The sequence below is a fragment of the Peribacillus sp. TH14 genome (genome assembly GCF_016651145.1).
GTDB classification, from domain to species: domain Bacteria; phylum Bacillota; class Bacilli; order Bacillales; family DSM-1321; genus Peribacillus; species Peribacillus butanolivorans.
Genome location: NZ_JAEKEK010000001.1, coordinates 3,410,857 through 3,434,277 on the forward strand (window position 1 = coordinate 3,410,857; position 23,421 = coordinate 3,434,277).

Annotated in this window: 24 protein-coding genes and 1 pseudogene; 20 read left to right on the plus strand and 5 right to left on the minus strand. The window is 39.0% G+C overall.

Features of this window, described 5'->3' with window-relative positions; genetic code table 11:
* Positions 1 to 129: 129 nt before the first annotated feature.
* The 8 genes from JFU50_RS16545 (at position 130) to JFU50_RS16580 (ending at position 8,641) form a co-directional block, all read left to right on the plus strand.
* Positions 130 to 693 carry a biotin transporter BioY gene (locus JFU50_RS16545; RefSeq protein WP_201223358.1) on the plus strand — a complete coding sequence of 188 codons (564 nt, stop codon included), beginning with the start codon at positions 130 to 132 and terminating at the stop codon, positions 691 to 693.
* A gap of 51 nt (positions 694 to 744) precedes the next feature.
* Positions 745 to 2,259: an AMP-binding protein gene (locus JFU50_RS16550; RefSeq protein ID WP_201223360.1), complete on the plus strand. Its 1,515-nt coding sequence runs from the start codon at positions 745 to 747 to the stop codon at positions 2,257 to 2,259.
* Complete coding sequence (locus JFU50_RS16555; RefSeq protein WP_201186239.1) at positions 2,256 to 3,431, plus strand: thiolase family protein; 1,176 nt, start codon at positions 2,256 to 2,258, stop codon at positions 3,429 to 3,431. The genes JFU50_RS16550 and JFU50_RS16555 overlap by 4 nt, the downstream gene beginning before the upstream one ends.
* 119 nt (positions 3,432 to 3,550) lie before the next feature.
* Entirely contained in the window at positions 3,551 to 4,402 is an 852-nt protein-coding gene (locus tag JFU50_RS16560) for an SDR family NAD(P)-dependent oxidoreductase (protein WP_201186238.1), read from the plus strand.
* 14 nt (positions 4,403 to 4,416) lie between these two features.
* Complete coding sequence (locus JFU50_RS16565; protein WP_098175744.1) at positions 4,417 to 5,232, plus strand: energy-coupling factor transporter ATPase; 816 nt, start codon at positions 4,417 to 4,419, stop codon at positions 5,230 to 5,232.
* On the plus strand, positions 5,217 to 6,092 hold the full coding sequence (locus JFU50_RS16570) for an ATP-binding cassette domain-containing protein (RefSeq protein ID WP_201223362.1): 876 nt from the start codon (positions 5,217 to 5,219) through the stop codon (positions 6,090 to 6,092). The genes JFU50_RS16565 and JFU50_RS16570 overlap by 16 nt, the downstream gene beginning before the upstream one ends.
* A complete protein-coding gene (locus JFU50_RS16575; RefSeq protein ID WP_201223364.1) occupies positions 6,085 to 6,897 on the plus strand; it encodes an energy-coupling factor transporter transmembrane component T family protein in 813 nt (270 codons plus the stop codon). Before JFU50_RS16570 ends, JFU50_RS16575 begins: the two co-directional genes overlap by 8 nt.
* Before the next feature lie 499 nt (positions 6,898 to 7,396).
* Complete coding sequence (locus JFU50_RS16580; RefSeq protein ID WP_201186232.1) at positions 7,397 to 8,641, plus strand: Nramp family divalent metal transporter; 1,245 nt, start codon at positions 7,397 to 7,399, stop codon at positions 8,639 to 8,641.
* 372 nt (positions 8,642 to 9,013) lie between these two features.
* On the opposite strand, the gene JFU50_RS16585 is transcribed toward JFU50_RS16580, so the two are convergent.
* Complete coding sequence (locus JFU50_RS16585) at positions 9,014 to 9,391, minus strand: MaoC/PaaZ C-terminal domain-containing protein (protein ID WP_152952308.1); 378 nt, start codon at positions 9,389 to 9,391, stop codon at positions 9,014 to 9,016.
* Between the two features lie 513 nt (positions 9,392 to 9,904).
* Here JFU50_RS16585 and thpR point away from each other — a divergent pair.
* From thpR to JFU50_RS16605, 4 genes are all read left to right on the plus strand, one after another.
* The gene (thpR, locus tag JFU50_RS16590; protein ID WP_201223366.1) at positions 9,905 to 10,459 is read left to right on the plus strand and encodes an RNA 2',3'-cyclic phosphodiesterase; all 555 of its coding nucleotides are present in this window, start codon (positions 9,905 to 9,907) and stop codon (positions 10,457 to 10,459) included.
* Positions 10,460 to 10,483: 24 nt separating this feature from the next.
* Positions 10,484 to 11,491, plus strand: a complete 1,008-nt coding sequence (locus tag JFU50_RS16595; RefSeq protein WP_201223368.1) for an NERD domain-containing protein — start codon at positions 10,484 to 10,486, stop codon at positions 11,489 to 11,491.
* Complete coding sequence (locus JFU50_RS16600) at positions 11,478 to 12,422, plus strand: diacylglycerol/lipid kinase family protein (RefSeq protein ID WP_201223369.1); 945 nt, start codon at positions 11,478 to 11,480, stop codon at positions 12,420 to 12,422. The genes JFU50_RS16595 and JFU50_RS16600 overlap by 14 nt, the downstream gene beginning before the upstream one ends.
* A gap of 306 nt (positions 12,423 to 12,728) precedes the next feature.
* On the plus strand, positions 12,729 to 13,511 hold the full coding sequence (locus JFU50_RS16605; protein WP_201187993.1) for a phosphotransferase family protein: 783 nt from the start codon (positions 12,729 to 12,731) through the stop codon (positions 13,509 to 13,511).
* Here JFU50_RS16605 and JFU50_RS16610 read toward each other — a convergent pair whose 3' ends face one another.
* A complete protein-coding gene (locus tag JFU50_RS16610; RefSeq protein WP_201186226.1) occupies positions 13,512 to 13,787 on the minus strand; it encodes a YtzH-like family protein in 276 nt (91 codons plus the stop codon). It abuts the gene before it with no gap.
* A 264-nt stretch (positions 13,788 to 14,051) separates the two neighbouring features.
* Here JFU50_RS16610 and trmB point away from each other — a divergent pair, with 264 nt between their 5' ends.
* On the plus strand, positions 14,052 to 14,690 hold the full coding sequence (gene trmB / locus JFU50_RS16615; RefSeq protein ID WP_053348155.1) for a tRNA (guanosine(46)-N7)-methyltransferase TrmB: 639 nt from the start codon (positions 14,052 to 14,054) through the stop codon (positions 14,688 to 14,690).
* 220 nt (positions 14,691 to 14,910) lie between these two features.
* Positions 14,911 to 15,756, plus strand: a complete 846-nt coding sequence (locus JFU50_RS16620) for a YtnP family quorum-quenching lactonase (RefSeq protein WP_201223370.1) — start codon at positions 14,911 to 14,913, stop codon at positions 15,754 to 15,756.
* A 46-nt stretch (positions 15,757 to 15,802) separates the two neighbouring features.
* Here the strand turns inward: JFU50_RS16620 and JFU50_RS16625 are convergent, their stop codons facing one another.
* On the minus strand, positions 15,803 to 16,120 hold the full coding sequence (locus JFU50_RS16625) for a PepSY domain-containing protein (protein ID WP_053347337.1): 318 nt from the start codon (positions 16,118 to 16,120) through the stop codon (positions 15,803 to 15,805).
* Positions 16,121 to 16,296: 176 nt separating this feature from the next.
* Here JFU50_RS16625 and JFU50_RS16630 point away from each other — a divergent pair, with 176 nt between their 5' ends.
* From JFU50_RS16630 to JFU50_RS16640, 3 genes are all read left to right on the plus strand, one after another.
* A complete protein-coding gene (locus tag JFU50_RS16630; protein WP_053347336.1) occupies positions 16,297 to 17,370 on the plus strand; it encodes a M42 family metallopeptidase in 1,074 nt (357 codons plus the stop codon).
* 81 nt (positions 17,371 to 17,451) lie between these two features.
* Complete coding sequence (locus JFU50_RS16635) at positions 17,452 to 17,964, plus strand: DUF84 family protein (RefSeq protein ID WP_053347335.1); 513 nt, start codon at positions 17,452 to 17,454, stop codon at positions 17,962 to 17,964.
* A 240-nt stretch (positions 17,965 to 18,204) separates the two neighbouring features.
* Entirely contained in the window at positions 18,205 to 19,080 is an 876-nt protein-coding gene (locus JFU50_RS16640; protein WP_201223371.1) for an effector binding domain-containing protein, read from the plus strand.
* Between the two features lie 186 nt (positions 19,081 to 19,266).
* Here the strand turns inward: JFU50_RS16640 and JFU50_RS16645 are convergent, their stop codons facing one another.
* Entirely contained in the window at positions 19,267 to 19,716 is a 450-nt protein-coding gene (locus JFU50_RS16645; RefSeq protein ID WP_056529456.1) for a YtoQ family protein, read from the minus strand.
* Positions 19,717 to 19,761: 45 nt separating this feature from the next.
* Between JFU50_RS16645 and JFU50_RS16650 the strand changes: the two genes are divergently transcribed.
* From JFU50_RS16650 to JFU50_RS16660, 3 genes are all read left to right on the plus strand, one after another.
* Positions 19,762 to 20,370: a hypothetical protein gene (locus JFU50_RS16650; RefSeq protein WP_207198804.1), complete on the plus strand. Its 609-nt coding sequence runs from the start codon at positions 19,762 to 19,764 to the stop codon at positions 20,368 to 20,370.
* A gap of 492 nt (positions 20,371 to 20,862) precedes the next feature.
* Positions 20,863 to 21,174 (plus strand): thioredoxin family protein, encoded by a 312-nt coding sequence (locus JFU50_RS16655; protein ID WP_201186219.1) that lies wholly within the window; start codon positions 20,863 to 20,865, stop codon positions 21,172 to 21,174.
* A 50-nt stretch (positions 21,175 to 21,224) separates the two neighbouring features.
* On the plus strand, positions 21,225 to 22,031 hold the full coding sequence (locus tag JFU50_RS16660) for a DUF1444 domain-containing protein (protein ID WP_242489058.1): 807 nt from the start codon (positions 21,225 to 21,227) through the stop codon (positions 22,029 to 22,031).
* A gap of 235 nt (positions 22,032 to 22,266) precedes the next feature.
* On the opposite strand, the pseudogene JFU50_RS16665 reads toward JFU50_RS16660, so the two are convergent.
* Positions 22,267 to 22,942, minus strand: a pseudogene (locus JFU50_RS16665) (DUF4272 domain-containing protein).
* Positions 22,943 to 23,421: the final 479 nt, after the last annotated feature.

A 23,421-nucleotide genomic window follows, 5' to 3' on the forward strand; every position in this document is an offset into this window, starting at 1 on the left:
CTAAACCTTAATCAAATGTATGTATAAAAGAATTCAATCTATTTCGAATGTTTAGGAATTTAATATTTTTAAAATGGTTACTATGCAAAATTGATTAATTTGTATAGTGCAAATGGAGAGGGAAATTATATGACAACCAAAGAAATGGTTTATTCAGCATTGTTTGCAGCATTAATCGGAGTTTTAGGGTTAATCCCTCCAATTCCTTTAGGATTCATACCGGTACCAATTACTGCACAAACATTAGGCGTTATGCTTGCGGGATGCTTTTTAGGTAGAAAAATGGGCGGATTGAGTTTAATAGTTTTTATAGTATTGGTTGCAATTGGTGCGCCGTTATTAACAGGTGGCCGTGGTGGACTTGCTGTATTGGTGGGGCCTTCAGCAGGGTATATTTGGAGTTGGCCGCTAGCTGCTTTTATCATCGGTTACTTCACTGAAAAAGTCTGGTCCAACGTCAAAACATGGAAAGTCGTTATCGTTAACATATTTGGCGGGGTGCTTTTGATTAACTTAATTGGTGCACCTATTATGGCTCTTATTACAAATACATCGGTATGGGTAGGTTTAATGGCGAGTATTGCGTTTTTACCAGGGGATTTAATTAAAGCATTCATTGCAGCGATAATTGCTGTGCAATTAAAATCAGTGAGTCCAATTCAAGAACGACTGGCAGCAGCAGAAGAGGAATAATGACTACAAATGGTGGGACGGTTTTCTTCTTTATTTGATTGCATAAAGTGAATGAAAGGTAATAATAACATGAATATAACTGACCAAATAACGATGTACAAAGACATCTGTCCTGAAAAAGTGGCAGTGCAGCTTGGAACTCGACAACTAACATACAGTGCTTTAGTTGACTCGATGAATCAAATTGCAAATGGCTTGTCGAATGTGGAACATTCATCAAAATCGAATATAGCCATATTAATGTCTAATTGTGTTGAATTCATTCAAATCTTCGTTGGAGTAGTCAAAGCTGGTTTGATACCTGTGCCACTTGATCCGAAATGGAGTGCATCTGAAATTCGATACGTATTGACAAAATGTGAGCCTGCTTTGTTGTTTGTCGAAGGAAGTTTAGCGGATAAAGTGGAAGAGGAAGGTATTCCAACTATAATAGTTGAGCCAGATGGCACGGAGGACGATTTTTCAAACTGGCTTGCTTCTAATGCAGCGGAAGAACCTATAACCCCTTTGATAAATGAAGTTTTATTTTTAGGTTTTACATCAGGAACAACAGGTACACCAAAAGGGTATATTCGTACACATTTATCTTGGCTAGAAAGCTTTTATTCAACGAATAAGGTATTTAATCTCAAGTTCTGTGACCATATATTAGCACCGGGACCTCTTGTCCATTCATTGTCATTATTTGCAGCAATCCAAACATTGTTTATAGGTGCGACTTTTCATATTATACGTAAATTTACACCAGCTGATGTACTGAAAGTTTGTCAGCACGTAGAAGAGACAACTATTTTCCTTGTTCCGACTATGATTTCAGCAATAATGGATTACGCAGTGAGGGCTCCGCATCCTTTTTATGTGCCAAAAGCGGTTATTTCTTCAGGAGCAAAATGGTCAGCAGCCTCTAAAGAAGGGGTAATGGAAGTATTTCCGAATCTGAATATTTATGAATTTTATGGTTCTTCAGAGGCCAGTTATATTTCCTATTTAACGCCTCAAAATAATAGATTAAAGCCAGATACAGTCGGTAAGCCATTTCCGCAAGTGAAAATTTCAATTAGAGATATGGGTGGCAAGGAAGTGAAGACAGGGGAAGTGGGTCAGTTATTTGTTTCAAGTGAGATGATATTTTCGGGTTATTTTCAGCAAGAGGATGAAACAAATAATGTTTTGAAAGACAATTGGTTAAAGTTAGGTGATTACGCAAGGCGGGATGAAGAGGGTTATCTTTACATAGAAGGTCGGGCAAAAAACATGATTGTAAGTGGGGGTCTGAACATATTTCCGGAAGAAATTGAACGGGTATTGATGCAATTACCGGAAATTGAAGCAGTAATGGTGACAAGTTTACCTGATGCTTACTGGGGTGAAAAGGTCATCGTACTTGTACAGTGGAAACAGGGATACACACTCAACTTACAAGAAGTAAAAAGCCATTGCCGGAAGTATCTGGCATCCTACAAAACCCCGCAAGAACTAATCGAAGTCACAGCATTTCCTTATACTAGTAGCGGGAAAATTGCGCGTAACCTTGTAAAACAACAAATGATAGAGGTGTGCCGATGAGAGAAGTTGTTATTGTAGAAGCGAAAAGGACACCTATAGGAAAATTAGGTGGTGTATTCAAAAATCTAGAACCAGAGGATTTACTAGCACCACTCATAAAACACCTTATCCATGAAAATAATATTCCGGCTTCAGAGATTGATGATGTGATCATTGGTAATACAGTGGGACCTGGTGGAAATATTGCTCGTAATGCTTTATTAACAGCAGGTTTACCCTACACGGTACCTGGTGTGACTGTCGACCGTCAATGTGGATCTGGGTTAGAAGCAGTGAACCAGGCTGCCCGTATGATTCAAAGCGGAGCAGGTCACATTTATTTAGCAGGTGGAGTTGAAAGCACTAGTCGAGCACCTTGGCGAATGAAAAAGCCAACCTCGCTTTATACCTATCAACCGCCGGAAATTTATATGCGTGCTCGTTTTTCACCAGACAGTATAGGCGATCCAGATATGGGTATTGCGGCTGAAAATGTTGCAGAGAAATATGGGATTTCCCGCAAAGCACAAGATTTATTTGCGCTAGGCAGCCATGAAAAGGCTGTAAAATCTCAACGTGAAGGACGATTCACCGATGAAATAGTACCGATCACGGTTCAGTATGGTAAAGATTCAATCATTATTAGTGAAGATGAATGTCCACGAGCCAATACGAGCTTTGAAAAGTTACAGCAGTTATTGCCTGTATTTAAAAATGATGGTGTTGTAACAGCAGGAAATGCATGTCCTATCAACGATGGTGCAGCGCTTGTTTTAATAATGTCTTTAGAAAAATGCGAGGAACTAGGACTGCAGCCACTAATGAAATTTATTGATGCGCAAGCAGTTGGTGTAGACCCAAATTATTTGGGCATAGGTCCAGTATCTGCCGTCAATCAACTCCTTGCTAGGAATGACCTAACAGCCGATGATATCGATATAGTTGAGTTTAATGAAGCATTCGCCTCTCAAGTATTAGCATCCATTCAAAGTCTAGGCATTCCGCAATTAAAGGTCAATCGTGGTGGTGGTGCCATTGCCATTGGCCATCCATATGGAGCATCAGGAGCTATTTTAATGACCAGACTCTGCGCAGAGATGAAACGGCAGCCATTTATGAGAGGACTTGCAACCCTTGGCATTGGTGGCGGACTTGGGCTAGCCACATTAGTTGAACGATTTTCGAAGGAGTGAAGCCTTCCATTTTCATTAACAGTTTCGTATATAGTGAATAAGCTATTCACTGTGATTTGTGTGCCAAGAGCTCAACGCTAGTAAATGGGATACTGATGGTTTTTAGAGGAGGATCCAGGATGTTAACAGGGAAAGTGGCATTAGTGACAGGAGCTAGCCGGGGAATTGGACGAAGCGTTGCATTACGTTTAGCAAGAGAAGGAGCAGCTGTAGGTGTCAATGGAACAAATCCTGAAAAAGTAGCACAAGTCGTATCAGAAATTCATACATTGGGTGGGCAGGCTATTGGGATCTGTGAGTCTATAGCAACGGTGTCTAGCGGTGAAATAATCGTCCCTCAGCTAATGGACGCATTTGGTCAGTTGGATATATTGGTGAACAATGCTGGCATCGTGCGCGATAAAAAATGCATCAATATGTCGGCAGCTCAATGGCAGGATGTGATAGACGTTCATTTAACGGGTACTTTCGCTTGTACAAAGGCAGCGATAAATGTTATGAAGGAACGCGGTCAAGGCGGATGTATCATCAATATGACGTCAACTGCTGGTTTATTAGGCTCAGTTGGTCAAGTGAATTATAGTGCAGCAAAAGCGGGAATCCTCGGTATGACGTGGACTTTGGCAGAAGAGCTGAAAAAAGACCATATTCGGGTCAATGCGATTTCTCCTGCAGCGCTCACTGATATGACAAAGTCTGTTATTGAGTATATTCAAGCTAAATGTACTGCGAATGACGAAGTGTTTCCACCCTTTTGGCAAGTAGGCACAGCAGATGAAGTGGCACATCTTATATATTTATTAACGACTATCGACGATTCGGAATTAACAGGTGAAGTATTTGGTGTGAACGGCTCGAAAATCAGTGTTTGGGAGAAGCCTAAACAAAGAATGCTCTCAAATGATCAGGGGCTAACTGCAGATATGCTCCTAGCAAAATGGCATGCACATCGTGACACAACTACTGATTAAAGAAGGTTTCCATTATGCTATGTTTTGAAGATGTATCATTTTCTTATCCTAATAAGAAGCATGTTATTCAAAAACTTTCTTTTCAAATAGAAAAGGGAGAGTTTGTGGCAATTGTCGGCCCAAACGGTTCTGGTAAATCGACCATCTCCAAATTGGCAGATGGACTGATATTACCGAAAAAAGGCAGAGTTTTGTTTCAAGGCCTAGATACAAAACAAAAGGAAAATCTAGCAATAATTCGCAAATCAATAGGCATTATTTTTCAAAACCCAGAAGAACAGCTCATTACGACCAATGTATTCGATGAAGTAATCTTCGGTCTTGAAAATATCGCCTGTCCTCCCAGTGAGATGGTAGAAAGAGCAGAGGCTGCACTTGAAAAAGTAGGGATGCTTCCTTTTCGAGAGACTGAGCCACATAAACTCTCTGGTGGTCAAAAGCAGCGTGTGGCCATTGCTGCGATATTAGCAATGGAACCAAAACTCATTATTTTTGATGAATCTACGTCCATGCTTGACCCTGATGGGAGACATCAAATTATATCCATCATGCGTCAATTGCATAATGAAGGTATTACCATTTTGCATATTACGCACCATATGGACGAAGTGTTATCAGCAACAAAAGTGATAGTAATTAATCAAGGACAGATTGTGTCTACCGGAACCCCGCTTGAAATCTTCCATAAGCCACAGATGCTAATAGACTGTCGTTTGGAATTACCCTTTGCATTAAAATTGAAAATGCAGATGCAGCAGGAGGAAGTAGAAGTGCCAATGCATATAACGGATATAGAAGGGATGGTAGAATACTTATGGAACTCGCGCTAGAGCATATTCAATATGATTATTACAGCCCTGCAACTCGCGAAGTAAAACAAGTATTAACAGATATCTCGTGTACCATTCCATCTGGAGCATGGGTATCTATCATCGGGCAAACGGGATCAGGAAAGTCCACTTTAGCCAAAGTGATGCAAGGATTATTATGGCCGACAGTAGGCCAGAATACGATGGATGGGAAGCTAATAAAACCTAATAAAAAAGGAAAACCGACAATTTCTCCAGATGTGGGTCTTGTTTTTCAATATCCTGAACACCAATTATTTGAAACGACTGTTTTAAAAGAACTAGCTTTTGGCCCTAGAAATAGAGGATGGCATAAAGACGCTATCGTAAATAAGGCACAGCAAGTAATTGATTTAGTAGGCTTGGATGCAAGTTACCTAGAAAAATCTCCGCTTCATTTAAGTGGTGGAGAAAAAAGACGTGTTGCGATTGCGTCTGTCCTTATGTTAGAGCCCAAGATTCTTATTTTAGATGAACCGACTGCCGGATTAGATCCACTCGGTAGGCAGAGCATCTTACAAAACATAGAGGAGTGGCGACGACAAGGCAATCATACGGTTATATTGATTACACATCAAATGAATGACGTAGTGGAATATGCTGATGAAGTCATTGTGTTACACAAAGGGAAGCTGCAATTTCAAATGAACCCTATGTCATTGTTTTTGGATAAAAGGGAAGAACTACAATCCATGGGATTAGATATACCCGATACAGCGAAATTGTTACTAGCAATAGAGAAGGTGACAGGGCAAAGGATCCAGGTAGCATCTTTGAAAGAATTAGATGTGATGCCTCAAGTACTTACACTTCTAAAGGGAAGGAGATACCAATATGATTGAAAATGTCATTATTGGTCAGTATGTCGCTAGAGATTCCATCTTACATCGTTTAGACCCGCGAACAAAACTAATGGCCATAGCTATTTTTATGTTATTGGTTTTTTTCTTACATAGTTATATAAGTTATGTGCTAGTAACTTGTCTTGTTTTAGGTTGTCTAGCATGTTCAAAAATTCCACCATCCTTTTTTATAAAAGGATTATTGCCAATTCTATTTATTTTGAGCTTCACTTTTGTGTATCATTTATTTTTAACAAATGGGGAGAATCTAATATTTCAATTTGGCTACTTGCATATTTATATGGAAGGAATTGTCGAAGGTTGCCGCGTCCTATTGAAAATTGTCCTCCTTGTTTTGATGACTTCATTATTAACTTTAACGACAAAGCCATTAGATATAGCGTACGGTCTAGAAACAATCATGAGACCTCTAAAAAAACTGCATGTACCAGTAGAACAATTTGCCTTAATGCTGTCGATTGCATTACGATTTATCCCAACTATTATTCAGGAGCTAGACCGCATCATTGATGCACAGCGCTCAAGAGGTGTGCAGTTTGATCATCAAAGCAAAGTTAAAAGAATTACGAATTATATTCCGGTCATTATTCCATTGTTATTAACTTCCATTCAAAGGGCCGAAAACTTATCGCTTGCGATTGATGCTCGTGCCTATCGTGATGGACGTAATAGAACTCGTTTTAAACTATTAAAATTTAAGAGTTTAGATTATTGGACACTAAGTATTTTATTGCTAGTTTTATTGGGCCTTTTATTTCTGAAGGTTGGAGGAGAAGTGTTATAAAACCTTGTGCTATTAGAGTTAATTCATTATTGACTTCCTTAGCCTTTACTCAGCGTCGTATTCAATAAGGTCGAATTAAATGTAATTAAAATGCAGCTTTATAACAAAAGGCTTGGCTCTCCGACGATTTCCCCGTTTTTACATTGCTTAAGACACTTGCTTAGCTCTTGAAAGACATTTTTATTTGGGCTTGAGGAACTGAGTCTAAACTATCCCCCTTTGCGACTGGAAACACCAATAGGTTTTCAGTTTTTTTGTTTTAGCTACCAAAAAAAGATTACATGCTATCGAGAAATGACAATGTTCACTAAGCCGGTTTTAATTTTATTATTCGCCCTCGATCAGGCTTGTTCTTCAACTTTTACCGCAAAACTGCTTCCAATATTATCAGTTTGTTCCTTTTGACATTTTCAAGATTCAGGAATATACTTGCTTATAACTTAAAAAGTTTACCTATCGCAACATTTTGAGTTGCGTGTAAAAAGGAGTTGAAATAGTTATGTCTGATTATGGTGAATTACATCAATCCTCTTCTAGGGGAATTAAAAAACTGCTTCCTTATCTAGGTCCAGCATTTATAGCCGCTGTAGCCTATATTGATCCAGGGAATTATGCTACAAATATTACAGCAGGTTCTAAATATGGTTATACATTATTATGGGTTATCTTTGCCTCTAATTTAATGGCTGTTCTAATCCAATCATTGTCTGCTAAATTAGGAATTGCCACAGGGAAAAATCTTCCTGAGCTATGCAGGGAGAGATTTTCAAAAAAGACATCTTTCTTATTATGGCTGCAGGCTGAAGCGGTTATCATGGCAACCGATTTGGCTGAATTTATAGGTGCGGCACTCGGAATCTATTTGCTTTTTGATCTGCCGCTTATCACATCTGCCATTATTGCGGCGATAGGCTCTTTTGCCATATTGGAAATCCAGCGTAGAGGATATCGGACATTCGAAGCCTTGATCACGGTCATGATTTTTGTAGTAGTTATTGCATTTGGGGCTCAAGTTTTTTATGCAAAACCTGATACTTCTGCAGTTGTTCTGGGACTCTTCACTCCAAAATTCGAGGGGGTAGATAGTATTTTACTATCTGCGGGCATGCTTGGAGCGACCGTCATGCCACATGCGATTTACCTTCATTCTTCTTTAACGCAGAAAAGAATTGTCGGTAAAAACGATTTAGAACGAAAAAAGATTTTTCGTTTTGAGCTAATCGATATTATTATAGCTATGCTTATTGCAGGTGCAATCAATGCCGCCATGGTAATTGTTTCAGCAGCTTTGTTTCATAAAAGTGGAATACTTGTTGAGGATTTAGATGTTGCGTATCAACAATTTGGTGCCCTGCTTGGACCTTCTGTGGCGATGTTTTTTGGGATAGGACTATTGTTTGCAGGATTATCAAGCTCTTCCGTTGGTGTGATGACAGGTGATGTAGTCATGCAGGGTTTTATTAAAAGGCATATACCGATTTATTTGAGAAGAGTCATTACGACAGTTCCTCCTTTAGCCATTATATTGTGGGGAGTAAACCCATCTAAAGCACTTGTGATGAGTCAAGTGGTTCTCTCGTTTGGAATTGCGTTTGCTCTAATTCCGTTAATCATGTTTACGAGCAATAAAAAAGTTATGGGCAATCTAGTCAATCATAAAGTCACCTCCAGCATAGCCGGGCTTATCGCTGTACTTATTATCGGGCTGAATTTGTTTCTGCTTTATGAAACAATTTTCAGCTAAAGAGAAGGAAAGATTATGTCTGGAGAATGGAACGTGGATTTTATGGAGCAGCATGATTCGGTACAGTCTTATTCCCATAGCATTAATTAGAATGAAAGAAAAGTTGAAGGACCAGGTACTGGTCCTTTTTCCGTTGCTTTTAACAGTCAGATGGAGGCTGACATGCTGAATGTGAACCTTTAATTGATTAAATCGACCTTCACCAGATTAATTCGACCGTGCGATTAATTAATTCGGCCTTCACATAGATTAATTCGACCTTCACCAGATTAATTCGACCGTGCGATTATTAATTCGACCTTCACTAGATTAATTCGACCGTGCGATTAATTAATTCGACCTTCACATAGGATAATCCGTCCTTGGCTCCGATTAATCCCTAATAATACCGTGACTTGTCCCAATCAAAACTTCCTTTTCCTTTTGATTGCGGTAAACGAATTTAAGGGCAATTTTTTTGAAACCTTCCATCTGTTCTACTTCTGTCAAAATTAACTCACATGTAATGGTGTCGCCTGTAAATACAGGACGAATGAATTCATTGACCATTTCACGGGCGATGTAATTCAAATCGCCTCCGATTTTAGTCCCTATACTTGCTGTTAATAATCCATGTACCATTAATCGCCCTTTTTCATCGCGTTCCATATGATGTCTGCCTTGGTCTCCTGAAAGTTCAGCGAATTGTAACGTTTCTTCTTCAGTAAAGGTCCGTTCCCACGTATATACATCCCCAGGTTTCAGCATAATGTTTCTTCCTCCCTAAAATATCTAGATTTCCAATGTCTAACATATAAAATATAACACGTTTAAACAATAAATGAATAACCATTCATAATAAAATACATGTGGTTATTCGAACGTTATGTGATTAAACTTTACGTAAAATTCGGTGATAGTCAGGAATTTTAGTTAAGGTTTACAAAATTCCTTCGTAAATTTACCTATTATGTTAATGGCATTTGGGATTACCCATGATTATTGGGTGGATATCGGCAAGTCAGCGAATTTTATAATTCTGCCAGGTGAAGAATACTGTCGACGGCAACCAGACTGCAGGTATGTATGTAAAAAAGGCAAGTTGGTTGAGACACTGATCCTGCGATAACGAGATGGCATAAAGAATTGCTGTAAAGGAAAAACTGAGAACTTTCAGTCTTTTTTTTGCTTAAAGGAATTCCCTGAATGTAAGTTAAAGGCAGGTATTCCCAATTGGGATTATGGTAAAATTATATGGAGAATAGGAAGGAATGATAGTGACGAATGAATACTCATTTTTTCTTTGCTTTGGTATTACCTGATGATATAAAGACTTATTTAAATGATGCAACAGAACAAATTAAATCGGAGTTTCCATTTAAGAAATGGCTGCATCAAGCCGATTATCATATTACGATGGCGTTTTTAGGGAATGCTCCTGATTCTATGAAAAAGGATGCCCTAGGGCGAATGGAAAGTGAGCTTGCCAATGAGACCATGTTTGACCTTGAACTCGGGGATATTGGGGTTTTTGGAAAAAATGAGAGCCCAAGAATTCTTTGGGCAGGTGTCAAACAGCAAGACAGACTTTTTACCATTCAAAGAAAAATCTATGAATCGTGTGTGCAGGCCGGCTTTGAACTGGATAAAAAACAGTTTAAGCCACATATAACGCTGGCAAGAAAATTCGAGGGTGAGAGTCTCTTTTCGATAGAAAGGGTCCGGCAGATAGCAAATTTGGAGACTAAGCATTTTGAAGCAGCTCAGATTGCGCTTTATCAAACACATCTTGGAGCTTCCCCTTCATACGAACAGATTTTTACAATAAACCTTCAATAATAGAGGAAGATGGGTGGTGTTCGAATGGCACAGCTCATAAAAATGCAGGATTATATTTCTCGGTATGAGCAGGATATTTATCGATATCCAACACAATTTGCAAAATTAAAAAAACAGCAATGGGATAAATTGAAGGCTGCTTATCACGCGGGCGAGCTAAATCAGCTGTATAGCCAACCTGATGTAATGGAAACCCTTGTACAGGACGATACACCTCATGAGGAGCCACGGGGCCTGTTCAACAAGGTGAAAGGCCTATTCCACCGTTCAGATAAACAAGCGCTAGAGGTCGAGGAGCAACAAATACCGAACCTGGCTAGAAATGAAAATGTCTTTTCATTAAGATTTCCCACTAATCCAGCTAATCTGGATGAATTAAAACAGAATTTTTTAAATCAGCTGCTCCGATTTCAAATGAAATGGGGCAGCTCGACGCTTCGTGAAAAGTCATTTGTGGACCAATCATTCTTTTTGGATGAAAGGCTCCGCTTTTTTCTGCAGCGGTTTCCGGATACGTTTCTCGTTTTATACAAACCTATCTTTCTATTGAAAAATGCGCCTGTCGAAGTCGATGTCATTTTATTAACGCCTGTGGATGCCTGGTGCATCACATTTTTGGAAGCGGAGGAAGATTCGGCTTTTATTGGATCGAGCGATCGATTCTGGGTCCGCCGGCATCATAAGTATCCTGACAAAAAAGTGCTCAATCCATTATTGGCTGTCAATCGGATGGGAAACATCGTCTCCCAGTTATTTGAACTATATGAAGTGAACTTGCCGATAAAAAAAGTGGTTCTCTCCCGAAATGGATATGTGGATTACCCGGAAACGCCGTATGATATCGATATATTGGATAAACGGACATTCCCGGAATGGTTTGAAAGGATGCGGACAATTTCTTCTCCCCTTAAGGCTCAGCAGTTAAAAGGTGCGCAGGCTTTGCTGGAATATTGCCAAACTACTTCAAGCATACGACCAGAATGGGATACCGATAATAATCAAGCAGAGGGAAAAGGGCATGCAGCGCCTTAATGAAACGATGTATTTCATTGTCAATCCAATGGCCGGAAATAAAGGAAGTATTAAAACCTGGAAAAAGGTCGAGGAAATACTGAAATCAGAAGATGTTCCCTATGAGGTCTTTTTTACGAAAGAAAAAGGGCATGCGTTAAGGTTGACGAAGGAAATTCTTTCCCAGACTAATCAGAAAACCCGAATGATTGCAGTTGGGGGAGATGGTACCTTACATGAATTGGTAAATGGTGCTGCTGAGTTTCCTCATGCAATCATTGGCTCCCTTGCAGCTGGGTCTGGCAATGATTATGTAAGGGGAGTTCAGAAAACCAAGAGTGCAGAGGAAGCCCTTTCTTTATTTCAGGATAATGTCGTCAGGGTTATTGACATGGGGCAGTTTGAGACGAATGGTCAGACCGGTTATTTTATGAACAGCCTTGGAATGGGTATTGATGCTGAAATATCTTATGAAGCGGACCGTTCTCCTCTAAAAAAATGGTTTAATCTTGTGAAAACGGGTAAATTAATTTATCTGTTTATTTTTATAAAAAAGCTATTCACTTATCAGCCTAGTTATATGAATTTGACTGTTGATGGCAACATACATCAGTTAAAAAAGGTATGGTTCATTGTTATCGCAAACCAGCCCTACTTTGGTGGCGGGATGAAAATTTCACCGAAGTCAAAGCCAGACGATGGCATGTTGGATGTGATTGCAGTCCATGACATTTCGATTATGAAATTATTGACCGTATTTATCACCGTTTTATGGGGCGGTCATCTAAACATTAATAACGTTGATTTCTTTTCAGGTAAAATGATTCAAATTAAGAATTTTGGGTCAGTAAAAATTCAGTCAGATGGAGAAATTGTTGGGATGGATGAAGTAGCAGTAGAGGTTCTGAAAGAGAAAATCTGTGTCATGTTTAATGGCCGTATTTCATTATAAGTTTTGAAATGATTTATTTGTTGTTGTTTTATGCGTATAATCGTTTTATAGTACTTGACGAAGAAACGGTATTTCAACTAAAATTTAATTTATGGCTATTGTTTAATTGCTCAATAGCTATTTTTTTATTTCTCTAATATGAGGATGTTTTTAATTGCGGGGTATCATCCCGATGCACGTATACACGCAGCTTCGCCAACAGGCGGGTTTTTTATTAAACATGGACTCAAAGTAGTGGTAATACATACACTAGGTGAAACGTACCCACATTTGTATAATTAAGCGAGGAAATCGAAGGTGAACCAGTTGGAACATTTATTAGGTCAGGAGTGGGATATATCCCCTGCTGGAGGAGCTACAGGAGAAGCCTTTATTGCCGAGAAAGATGGACAGAAGCTCTTCCTAAAACGAAATTCATCGCCATTTTTAGCTGTTCTTTCAGCTGAGGGCATTGTTCCAAAGTTAATGTGGACAAAACGCCTGGAAAATGGGGATGTAATTACGGCCCAGCATTGGATGGAAGGCAGGGAGCTATCTCAGCAGGAAATGAACAATATAAGAGTCGCAAAGCTGCTTCAAAAAATTCATCAATCCGATCCTTTGTTAAGCATGCTCAAAAGGCTTGGGAAATCCCCTTTACGACCTGAAAGTATACTTACAGAAATAGAAACCGGGTTATCTTCGGATGTTACGGATATTCCGATTATCAAGCAAGCCATTCATTTTTTACAGAACAATCTTCTGTTGATTGAATGCGACGAAAAAGTCGTCTGTCATTGTGATGTGAACCACAATAATTGGCTCATGACCGAAACTGACGGATTGTTTCTAATTGATTGGGACGGAGCAGTCATTGGCGATCCAGCCATTGACCTGGGCATACTCTTGTATTCCTACGTCCCAAGGGAAGAATGGAATCAGTGGCTTGCCCGTTATGGCAAGAAGCTTGACGCAGGCCTGGAGATGAGGATGAAATGGCACACGGTTTCACAACTTGTGCTTTCCATCCAATGGCATCATCGTAGAAAACGGTACGAGGAAAGAAACGATTTACTTCATAAACTTGAAACGCTATTAATGGCTGGCTGATTAGTATTGATCAATGTCATCCACCCATTGGGACAAGTCGTTCTGGTGGGTTGTTATATGTGCTTCTAAATCGGCGGCACCGATTCCTGTCTGACTGTATTCGTAAATCTCCGTCAGTACTGTTTTCACGTTACTATCAATATCCATATTGATCATCAAGGATTTGACGAGCCTCTCAACCTGTTCGCATTCAGAAACGGAACCGCAGCAGTCTGTTTGATGGTTGGTTAATATATCTTTTAATAGTGCCATTTGATGTTCGTGGGATAGCGGCATATAATTCCACTCCTTTCTTAAATAGTAAAAGTGAGCCTGGATAAAAGGGATTCTCAGGTGATTTTCCCTGCCCTTCACTTATTTATGGTGTGTGTTGCGGAAAGTTTTATACATGAAAACTACAGAGACTGTCGCCATGATGGCCGGCAGTTTTTTTATTTAATGAATGGGCCCTCGCCGGCGGTTCCTGAAAAAATCAGCTTGCAGGAATCCATCTACTCGTGTTATGGTTTGAACGATTATATTATAAATAGGGGTGTCATCATGCGTTTAAGAAATAAACCTTGGGCTGAAGACCGTTTGAATGATTTTCCGCAATATGTGATTCAGCAGCCAGTGAGCCATAAAGGTAAATGGCATGAAGTATTCGGTAACGATAATCCGTTATATATTGAAGTGGGTACGGGAAAAGGCCGATTTATAACAGAAATGGCGAAAGCCCATCCTGATGTGAATTTCATTGGAATTGAAGTATATAGAAGCGTCATTGTAGCGGCACTCGACTTGTTAATTGAAGCAGAAGTGCCAAATTTAAAGTTGTTAAATGTTGATGCAGCGAACTTAGGAGAATATTTTGCTAAAGGTGACGTAGATCGCGTCTACTTGAATTTCTCTGATCCATGGCCGAAATCACGTCATGCCAAACGCCGGTTAACGTATAAAACTTTCCTTGAGGTCTATGAAGGCATTCTTCCAGATCAAGGGGAAATCCACTTTAAAACGGATAACCAAGGACTATTTGAGTCTTCCTTGATGAGTATTTCCGAGTACGGCATGCTTTTAAAATATGTAAGTCTTGATTTGCATAACAGCAGCTTTGAAGGAAATATCATGACTGAATATGAAGAGAAGTTCTCGAGTAAAGGCAATCGGATTTACCGGTTGGAAGCAAAGTTTCAATAATAATTGATGAAAAACCAGGTGCACAGCATCTGGTTTTTTGTTTTTGGGCAGATTTAGATAAATTAGTGATGTCAGTGATTATGACGCTTCCATTTTGAATAAGGTTAGGCCATATTTTCGCAATCTCTTTCAATGCCTTTCATGGGAAACAAAGAGCTGGATGTTATCAATTTCAATAAATGGAAGCGGATGTTAAACTAAAGAGAGAGGAGGGGTAAAAATGGAAACTTTGCAAATAGGGGAAATTAAATTAACATGGCTGAATGGTGGTGTAACCCACTTGGATGGCGGTGCGATGTTTGGTGTTGTACCGAAACCGCTTTGGTCTAAGAAGTATCCGGTTAACGAAAATAACCAGATTGAGTTGAGGACGGATCCGATTTTAGTTCAGGCAAATGGATTAAATATGCTTATAGATTCCGGAATTGGTAATGGGAAGATGAATGACAAGCAAAAACGAAATTTTGGGGTAACGGAAGAATCCCAACTCATTGAGGATTTAGGCAAGCTTGGGATTCAACCAAATGATATCGATTACATTTTAATGACTCATCTGCATTTCGACCATGCCTGCGGATTGACGAAACGTGAAGGTGAAGCTTGGGTTCCTGTTTTCGAACGCGCAGAAATTATTACGACTCAAATTGAATGGAATGAAATGCAAAACCCGAATATTCGTTCAAAAAGTACATATTGGTCAGAAAATTGGGAAGCTGTTGCTTCACTTGTTCGCCCGTTTAATGGAGAGAAAGAAATCACTGAAGGCATAAAAATGATTCATACCGGCGGACATAGTGATGGACATGCGATTATCATCATTGAAGATGGTTTGGACAGGCTGATTCATATGGCTGATATTATGCCGACACATGCCCATGCGAATGTACTTTGGGTACTCGCTTACGATGATTACCCAATGACTTCCATCCAGGCGAAGGTAAAGTGGATGAAATCCGGACTGGAAAACGGGTCGTGGTACAGCTTTTACCATGATGCTCACTATTGTGCCATAAAATGGAATGAAACGGGTAAAGAAATAACGGCTGAACTGAAACGAAAGCGATAAGGATAACAAAAAAGGAGGACGTCATTTTGACGACCTCCTTTTTGTTTCAATCGTTTTGCGCATTAAGCTCCAAAATTGTTCCTGTAGAGGCATCCGCTACAAATTCGAATTGCTCGCGTTTTCCCTCTGTGTTTCTAGTAATGCCGCCTTTATACACTTCATAGTCTAAATTATTTTTTTTGTAGTTTTCCGGCTTCATCAAAATCCATGAGCCATATATGTTTCCGTCCTTTTTGACTGTTTCCTTCACTTGGGCTAACACTTTATCCGGAGAAGGATTACTTGATTGATCCAAAATTTGTTTTGTCGCATAGCCGGCAGCGAACCCAGCTACAGTGCCTAGTAAAAACGTTTTCCAATTCATGAATTTCTCCTCCATTGCTTTTTTTCCATCACGCTTTCTAGTATACAGAAGAACTCTTTATTTGACTAATAATTTGAAATTTTAACCATTAACTGATAAATTAGAACTTTCAAGTGTAACATTATTCTAAGTTATGTAAAATAGTAATAAATAACACATAGTTAAGGAGTAGAAAGATGAATCATGAGACTTTAGCGCTTTTTAAAACATTGACAGAATTACCAGGTGCCTCAGGAAATGAACATGCTGTTCGGAGTTTCATGAAGAGTGAGCTTGAAAAATATTCAGATGAAATAATTCAAGACCGCCTTGGTGGAATCTTTGGTGTAAAAAGAGGGAATGAAGAAGGACCAACTGTACTTGTTGCTGGACATATGGATGAAGTGGGCTTTATGGTCACTTCGGTAACAGAAAACGGAATGCTCCGCTTTCAGACTCTAGGTGGCTGGTGGAGTCAGGTACTTTTGGCGCAAAGGGTTGAAATCATCACTGATAACGGACCGGTTATTGGCGTCATTGGTTCGATCCCGCCTCATTTGTTAGATGAATCGCAACGCTCAAAACCAATGGACATTAAAAATATGCTGATTGATATCGGAGCAGATGATAAGGAAGATGTGAAGAGAATTGGTGTCAAACCAGGTCAGCAGATTGTACCGATATGTCCTTTCACACCGATGGCTAACGAGAAAAAAATTCTTGCCAAAGCATGGGATAATCGTTATGGATGTGGACTGGCGATTGAGTTGTTAAAAGATTTAAAAGATGAAACTTTACCAAATATCTTATACTCCGGAGCAACGGTACAGGAGGAGGTAGGATTGCGTGGTGCAAAAACAGCAGCGTATATGATCAAACCGGATCTTTTCTTCGCCCTAGATGCAAGTCCAGCAAACGATATGTCAGGCAGTAAAAGTGAATTCGGCCAGCTTGGAAAAGGAGCCCTACTCCGTATTTTTGACCGGTCGATGGTCACACATCGCGGCATGAGGGAATTTATCCTTGATACTGCTGAATCTAATGATATCCCATATCAATATTTTGTTTCCCAAGGCGGCACGGATGCTGGACAAGTCCATATTGCAAATGAAGGTATTCCAAGTGGCGTGATTGGCATTTGTTCGCGCTATATTCATACACATGCGTCCATGATTCATATTGATGATTATGCGGCAGCTCGTGAACTGATTGGGAAATTAGTTCGTGCATGTGATAAAACGACATTTGAGACATTAAAAAATAACGGCTAATAGAGGAAGCTGAAATGGAAAGGGGTGCAGTCATGTATCCTTTTCCAGCAGCTTTTTTTACATAGAAAGAAGGTAACTATTTTGAAAATAGCAGTAGGCAGTAAAAATCCGGCGAAAGTAAAGGCAGTGTTCGACGTTTACGAAGAAGCTGAAATCATTTCACTTCAAGTAGAAAGCGGGGTCTCGGAACAGCCATTTTCTGATGAGGAAACAATGAATGGAGCGATAACGCGCGCCCAAAATTGCTTGAGCCAAAGCGATGCCGAAATCGGAATCGGTCTTGAAGGCGGTGTCGTAAAAATGAATCACGGCCTATTCGTATGCAACTGGGGGGCGATGGCTACGAAGGATGGAGAGATCTACATCGCCGGTGGAGCTAGAATTCCACTCCCGGAAATTGTCGCTGAACGGTTACTAAATGGTGAAGAGTTGGGTCCGGTCATGGACGACTTCACTAAGAAAGCGAATATTAGCAAAAAAGAAGGAGCAATCGGAGTGTTTACAAATGAGCAAATCACCCGAGCTGAAATGTTCCTTCATATTATGAGAATGCTAGCAGGTCAGCACGAGTATAAGAAAAAAATGCAAAAGTGAGATTTTGTCCAATGGCTTTTGATTTAACTATTTTGACCTTTTGAAAGCCATCTAAAAGTTAGTGAGACACTGGTTTTATAGGGTTTAACCATACTACCATCGATGTGCCAAATGCAAAGGATTGCTTTGAAGGGATTGACTGAAAAGATAGGTGAAGAAAGAAGACAGTCACAACAAAGCAGAAATTGACAGGATTTAAGTTAACAGGGTTGCTAGAATAGATTACAAGGAGTGAGTGGTGTGGGATGGGTTGAATCAATCCAAAAGGCAATCAACTATATGGAGGAGCATTTACTAGATGACCTAACCATTGAAAGTATTTCCAGACAAGCGAATGCCTCAGCCTTTCATTTTCAACGGACGTTCACCATATTAACGGACATATCCGTTGGTGAATATGTCCGGCGTCGAAGGCTGACTTTAGCTGCTCAGGAGATATCACGCACAAATTGCAAGATCATTGATTTAGCATACAAGTATGGCTATGACACTCCCGAGGCTTTTTCAAAGGCTTTTCGAAGGCAGCATGGAGTTTCTCCAAGTGAAGCACGAAAGTATATTGGGAAGCTGACATTCTATGAACGCCTGGTAATACAGGTAATTCTGAAAGGGGAAATACCGATGAAATACAATATTATTGAAAGAGATTCCTTTCAAGTAATTGGAATCAAGCGAGAGTTTTCATTAGTTAATGGAGAAAATTTAATTGGAATTCCAAAGCTTTGGGACAAAGTGAATTCGGATGGAACCGACGATCAGTTAGGAAAGTTGAACAATGGCCAAATAAAAGGGCTACTGGGAGTATGTGTTGACAAACGAATATTGGAACAAAATGAGACTATGGATTATTGGATAGCGACAGAGTATGACGGTCAAGTGCCAGAAGGGTATTCAAGCCTAACTATTCCGGCCTCCAAATGGGTTATATTTGAAGTTCACGGACCAATGCCAGATGCTATTCAAGAAGTTTGGAAACGAATTTTTTCGGAATGGTTTCCTACAAGCGGTTATGAACATGCTGGAACTTTTGAAATGGAAGTTTACACAGACGATGATGCTTCAAACCCTGATTACTACTCCGAGATTTGGATTCCTGTTAAATATATAGAAGAGTAAGGTCTAATATATTTGTTTTCGCTTGTAGAGAAAGTTTATTTAATTTCCCTACAAGCTTTTTATTTTGAATGAACTTTGGGGCTAGATTATCCACGTCTTATTAATACTTTAAAATTCATTAATGTACCTATTACATAATTTGGTGTATATTGTCGGAAAACTATAGTCTCAGGCAAATGGAAGATTTCACAAACCATCTTCAAATATATAAGAAAGCACCTTCAGAGCTTGGTTCACGGTTTCGACTGTGACACTCGCCTTTTCCGATATTTCTTTTAAAGCATGGTGATGGGATTCCGAACGAATCAAAATAAGCGGTTTGCCTAGAGAGATGGCAGTGCTTGCATCCATGGCAGTATTCCATTGTTTATATTTTTCACCAAAAAGTGCGACGACAAGGTCGGCTTGTTTCATTAAGAGACCTGTCCGTAAATTGTTAATTTGGGAAGCGGCCGCATCCTTCAAAATCGGGGTGGGCTGTACTCCTAAAATTTCTTCTCCAATATTGTCGGAACGTTCATGGTTTTCCATCGGTCCGACAAATTCTAACGGAAGTTTCAAGGCGATTGCCTTATCTCTTAATTCACTTCTCCAATTTGAATGGATTTCCCCAGCAAGATAAACAGTTAATTTCATAATTGTTCCCCCTTGGTATATAAATTGCTTTCATTGTATCATGTTTTGAGAAAATGGATGAATTTCATAAATAAGGATAATAGTATGCATAAGAGTGTATTCTGTAATCAATCTTTAGGAAAAGAGAAGGCTGGAGGAATGACGATGGCTCTATCGATTAATAAAATTCTTATTTTCCTGTTACTGAGCAGTCTAATTGTTGTTGGTTGCTCGGGCATTGAAAGGAAAACTGATAAAGCAGTTAAGGTCGCAGAATTGGCATTTCGTGACGATAAGAAACAGCCAAATATAGAGGCGGGTCTCATTCAGGTGTATCTGCCAGGGGATTTTAAGGTAGAAGAAGAACATGATAATAATTTGATCTTAAAAAGTGATAATCAGGCTTATATATTATTTGTGAATCCAAATGAAAATGAAGACAGCTCCGTATTATTTCTGGCGATTAAAGAACAGGGGGATAAATATTTGGTGCTGCATTCCTTTCAAAATGATGATAAATTTGGGTTTATCACAATAAAAGAGTTAGCGGAAGATAAGTATGAGCTTGCGCTAGGGATTGGTGGAGTCAAGCTGACAACTGAAACCGATAAAGATCAAATAAAACACGATGCAAAACAAATGATGGAAATCGTTTCATCAGTGCCTCAGAAATAAGGAACAGCTCGGAAGTATCATTCCGGGCTTTCCCTTATTAGGCTTCGTTATAATAAAGATGAAACTGGCTAGTGACCGATTGTATAACATTGGCAAAGAAACATAGTTCGGAAGGAGCTTCGTTGACTTAGGTAATGGCTAGTATATGATTTTTGCTCGAAGAACTAACCTCTTCGGAAGCTTCTGATGATTGTTCAGATATTAGATGCGTTTCGCAGCTTCTTAACCTTTGAGATGTTTGCGGTAATACGACAAGGTCTTAAGAGGCTGTTTTAGTAAAGGAGATAGATTGGTTTTGTATCGATTTACATTCTTCGAATTTCTGTGATTCAGCAATCAGTTTTTTTATTTGCTGGAGAATTATTAAGAGTTAGTAATATTTTTAATAAGTAAATCAACCCTAATCCGTATTAATGGTTGATTTATGCAGAGTCTGGTATGATGGAAATATAAAAAATTAAGATAATAATTTAGAGCTGGAGGAATATAAAAATGGAAAATTTACAGACTTTAGAACAATATGATGTATTAAAAAATGAAGGCAAACATATTTTTCTTTTTTCAGCGACATGGTGTGGAGATTGCCGTGTGATTGAACCAATAATGCCGGAGATTGAAGCGGAATTTCCTGAATTTACGTTCATTTATGTAGATCGTGATAAATACATCGATGTTTGTGTAGCCAATGATGTATTCGGAATACCAAGTTTTATCGCTTATGATAATGGCAAAGAGCTTGGCCGATTCGTGAGTAAAGATCGTAAAACACAAGAACAAATTGAAGAATTCATTCAAGCATTATAATCAAAATCCCCTTCTCGCTGGGGATTTTTCAATGAAGAGGAGGGTCAACCTTGAAAATGGATAGCACGAAGCTGAAAAACATCTTAAAAGAACGTTTAAAAGACGATAATCGCACGTTTAAATTCGATAGCAAGAAAGATACGTTACGGGTGGAGAATGTGAAAACGGGTAAAGGTATCACCGTCGAATTGCCGCCGGTGCTAGCTAATTATGAAAACGTTCAGGAAAAAGCCATCGATGAAGTTGCCTATTATGTGGAAGAGGGTCTGAATGTAATGGGGGAAGAACACAGCATGGAAGGCAAGGAGAAATTCATTTTCCTAGTCATTCGTTCGACGTCCTTTCCAATGGAATCGGAAGAAGGAAACCCTTTTTTATTCGATGAGCATACGGCCGAAACACGTGTCTTTTATGCACTGGACTTAGGCAAAACCTACCGTTTGATTGATGAAAAAATGATTCAGCGGGAAAATTGGCAGGGGGACCGAATCCGGGAGATTGCCCGTTTCAATGTCCGTTCCCTCTCAACAGAAATGAAGTCGGATATCGTCGCGGATAATACATTTTACTTTTTGAACACAAATGATGGCTACGACGCAAGCAGAATCCTTAATGAATCATGGCTTCGAGAAATGAAGGACAAAATTCAGGGAACAATGGCAGTGGCGATTCCTCATCAGGATGTCATTATCATTGCAGATGTGAAGAATAATACTGGGTATGATGTGCTCGCACAAATGGCGATGAGCTTTTTTGCAAGTGGCCACGTACCGATTACTGCTTTATCCTTCCTGTACGAAGAAGACGAGCTGGAGCCTATCTTTATTTTGGGTAAAAACAAAAAGCGTGAACAATAAGTAAAGCAGAATGCACAAAATACAAGGACCCTTGCAAGTTTGGAAAAATTCCAGCTCGTCAGGGGTCCTATTTTTTTATGTGCTTTATGAAATAATGTTTTATGGCTATTTTTTTACCGCTATATTTCATTTTCTCCAAATTTTCCAGCCCAAACATCAAAGAAAGAGATGCATGAGTTACATAAACAGCAACTGTTTCCCAAGATTCTTTTGATGGGTGGAATAAAAATTAGTCTTATGTATCTGTACTAATCTCTTCCCATTCTTGATTCATGTAATTAACCAACCAATTAAGAGCATAATGTCTTTCGTAAACTACACCTTCGTTTAGAGCAGGGGGAATTTCCAAGATTTAGTTGGGCTTCTCTTACAGCCCAATGTGCGCGATAAATAAAATCTAGATTATCCAAGACAACGTTAATTGGTTTTAAAGTGGCCATATTTAGCAATTCTTGTCTCGAATGATTTAAAACCGTTTCAAACACCAAATCTACATCACACATATCAGCAGGAGTATTTATCTCAGATATTAAATTTACAGACCAAAGTAGAACCCATATACATTCTAATTTCCAGGAATAAGCGATTAAATCATTCTGTTTAGGTCGCCATGTTGAGATAAATTTTTGTTCTTCTTCTGTAAATAATTCATTAGCATTATATTTATTGATGAATTTTTTGATTTCTGCCTTTGGAGCCTTCAGTGCTTTCGCTGAAACAATAGATAATGGTATTATTCTGTTTATAATTTCTTCTTTTGTTCTAAGAGAAACCTCATCTTCATTTTCTGCTAAGGGTAAATGCACATTAATGGGTACATTTAATGTTCTTAGTATATTTTCAGAGTGTTCTTTTCTAATTGTTGAACTTTTCATTGTACACCTCACTAGAGTAATCTCATACTCGTTCATTACAGGAATGTTGCTGCGTTAGTTTTATAAAACAGGTTCTTGCTTGTCTTCTACCTATATACATAATCCCGCTCAATTCCCAAAGCAAATAAAGTTATTTGATTCTTCTTGAACTATAGCGACCAATCATTATAAGGGACTATATCATATCGAAAGTTTTCTTTCTTTTTTATCTTTACTTGGTATATCTGTCTATCAACATATCAGAGATTCGCAGTATTATTTCCCAGACAATCTTCAAGCAAGCTAGGAACAGAGGGAGCATCAGTTTAGAGTAATAATAGATAAAAGATGAAAAGGGACTTTAATCATTCTATTACAAAAGAAGGAAGTGTGAACAGTTAAAGCGAAACTGTAAGGTAGTTTGTTTTTATGCTGTCAGGATGTACTTATTCGGATTTAAGATGAACCGAATAAAACAAATTGCTTAACCCAAAAATTAAAAATCATTGCTCTTATGGTTTTATACACAGAGTTCT